The sequence below is a fragment of the Embleya sp. NPDC005575 genome (assembly GCF_040605455.1).
Classification (GTDB): Bacteria; Actinomycetota; Actinomycetes; order Streptomycetales; family Streptomycetaceae; genus Embleya.
This window is the reverse complement of sequence record NZ_JBEXCV010000322.1, coordinates 1-2733: the sequence shown is the minus strand read 5'-3', so window position 1 is coordinate 2733 and position 2733 is coordinate 1. Positions and strand designations below refer to the sequence as shown.

The 2733-nt window shown below is 71.2% G+C and carries 1 protein-coding gene and 2 pseudogenes; 2 read left to right on the top strand and 1 reads right to left on the bottom strand.

Annotated features, from left to right (window positions below):
* Positions 1 to 349 precede the first annotated feature (349 nt).
* Positions 350 to 516: pseudogene (locus ABZS54_RS42680) on the top strand (IS110 family transposase); the annotation flags it as partial.
* A 148-nt stretch (positions 517 to 664) separates the two neighbouring features.
* Positions 665 to 1231 (top strand): annotated as a pseudogene (locus tag ABZS54_RS42675) (transposase); the annotation flags it as partial.
* Positions 1232 to 1825: 594 nt separating this feature from the next.
* Here the strand turns inward: ABZS54_RS42675 and ABZS54_RS42670 are convergent.
* Entirely contained in the window at positions 1826 to 2671 is an 846-nt protein-coding gene (locus ABZS54_RS42670; RefSeq protein ID WP_355548777.1) for an MGMT family protein, read from the bottom strand.
* Positions 2672 to 2733: the final 62 nt, after the last annotated feature.

Sequence of the window (2733 nt, the reverse complement as noted above, 5' to 3'; positions counted from 1 at the left end):
GGAGTCGTCAGTTACCTTGCGAGTCATGCCGGACGCCGACGACGAGCCTGGCAGCAACCCGACCCGGGCCGCAGTCCAACAATCACAGTTACCTTTTTCCGTGGCCCTGAAACGGGGCTCCTGGCCTTCGGGTCCGGCATGACTTCCACTCCCTGTCGAACCCATGACCCGGGGGTGGTGGTGTCACCGGGCCCGGAGCACCGTTCGACCGCTGACGAGAAGCCTGACCACTGCCCGGCCGAGCGCGACGCCCGGCCTGTGAAGGGTGGTTGGTCTGCGTCACGTGGATGCGCACGCACGGCGCCAAGGGCGTGAGGCCGGGACAAAACGACCGCCCTCAAAGGGGTGCGTGTTCGACACCGGTGACATCAAGGTCCTCCTCGGCCCGGACGTGGGCAAGACCACCACGGCCGCGGTCCGGCCACCGCGGGCAAGACCCTCCACGACGAGCGACCGCCCAACAGCGAACCGAAGCCGCGGGCCGTCTTCGACAGGCTCCCGGCGAAGTTCACCACCGCGCCGGCAACAGCGTCCGGAGCCTGTTCACCCGGTTCCGCCCCTCCCTCGAACGCGTCCTCGCCCCCGCCCGGACCACCCGGCCCTCGCTCCCCGCCCGGACCACCCGGCCGTCACCCACCGCCCGGACCACCCGGCCGTCACCCACCGCCCGGACCACCCGGCCGTCACCCACCGCCCGGAGCGACACGGCCCGCCCGCCCCGCGCGAGGCGGGACGCCACAGACTCGTGTCCCCGATACGCCCGAAGGCCCCGCGCACGGCCGAACGCCTCGCGGACGGACATCTTCGACGCGCTCGACGAACAAACTCGTCGTCGTCCCCGGCACCACCACCCACGACACGGTCGTGCCCTCCCCGGCCCGCCCGCCCGCCGTCCACGAGCAACATCGGGCCGTCGACGCGCGGACCGGCGAGCTCCCGGAGGCCCACCCCCTTTCGCGGGTCTCGATCTCGAAGCCCGGAATCGGCGTCGCGACCGCGGCCACCCTCACGGCGACCATCGGCGACGGGCCGTCCTCGACCCACCGCCGCCCACCCGGCCTCCCACCCGGGCCCGGCCCCCGCGACGAAGTCCTCCGGGTCCCCCATACGCGGCGAACACGCCCCCGGCACGGGAAATCGGCCGCTGAAACGAGCGATGTTCCTCTCAACGTTCACGGCCCCGCACGACCCCGTCTCCCGCACCCGCCAAGACCGTCGCAGAGCCCGCGGAGCACCCGGTCTTCGCCTGTCCGAGGCCAAGACGCACCTGGCGCACACGGCGGACGGGTTCGACTTCCACGGGTTCCACATCCAGTGGCGCCGCAGCCGAGGAACGAACAAGTGACACGCCCACACCTCCATCGCGGACCGGCCCATCCGGCGGCTCAAGGACAAGACCCGCGCCCCGACGAACAAAACGTCGCGGCACAACCCCAAGGACGTGCCGATCAGGCTCAACCGGATCACGCGCGGCCGGGCCGACCACGTCAAGCACGTGGTCCGCAAAGCCACCCCGAGCCCCCCGGCCGATTCCACGTGGCACCGGGTGATCGGCCGGTGGACGGCACCGCACCGCCGGAAGTGGAAGGACGTGGGACCGAACTCTTCGACCCCCAGGCGGTGACGGTCACCCGCCACCGTCGCCGAGGCAACACGATCCCCACCCCCCGGACCGCCCGAACCACGCCCGACGACAGAATCCGCGCAGAGCCCGGTGCGGTGAAAATCGCACACCGGATTCGGCGAACGGCACGAAGAAACGAACCACCGGCGACACGGCACCGCACACCGCGCCGACTCGACAGGCCCCCCGGGGGGGCCGCCTTCACGTCGGCAGCGGGCGGCAACTCTTGCAAGCGCGGTAGCCGGCCCGGCGCGCCGCCCTCGCGTTCGTGAACACCACGCGATGCGGCGGGGTGATGCGCCGGGCGTGGGAACACGTGGGGTGACAGTAGATACGGGTGGTGTCGCTGCCCAGGAAAGCCCCGTCACCGTGCGCCCACCGACGTACCTCGATCATGTCGATGCCCTCCGCCGTGCGCAGCGCGTCGCCGATGCTCGACGGATAGGCCGCGTCGCACGGCACCCCGTTCTCGTACGTCACGCGATGGCACGGCACCAGTACGACCAGCGGATTGCGGGCGAGCACGCCCAGCACCATGGCGAGGTCCGTGGCAGGGGGAAGCGAAGCCTCCCGCGCGATCCAGGACAGCGGGCGCAGTTGCCCGGCGGGTATCACCCGGATCGCCTGCAATACATCGGTCTCCGGCAAACCGTCGGGGCCGCAGTCCAGCGGCAGTTTCCTGGCTCGGCCGGTACGCACGGCGGTCACCAGCCCCGGAAAGCGCCTGCTCGTGGTGATCGCGGATCGGCCGGTGCGCGAACGGTGCAATTCCTCGAACCGCTCGGCCGTCAGCCCCTCGATCGCCGGCACGGATCCGGTCACGGACGTCGGGGAGAACGCCACGAACAGGCCGCCCGCCGCCGACTCCAGACGTACATACGTGTCGTATCGCTCGCGCCCGATGCCCACGCGCTCCAGGACCCGCGCCGCGAAGTCCACCGGGACCGGCGGCCTACCCAGCCCCGGATCACTCGACAGGTCCGGATCACTCGACAGCTCCGGTTCGCCCGGCCGTGCGAGTGACTCGTCGTGTTCCTTCCCGTTCATGTGGCCACCTCCCTCTCCTGCGCTGCGGTCATCAGCCTGCGCAGGTCGCTCATTCCGCGCGA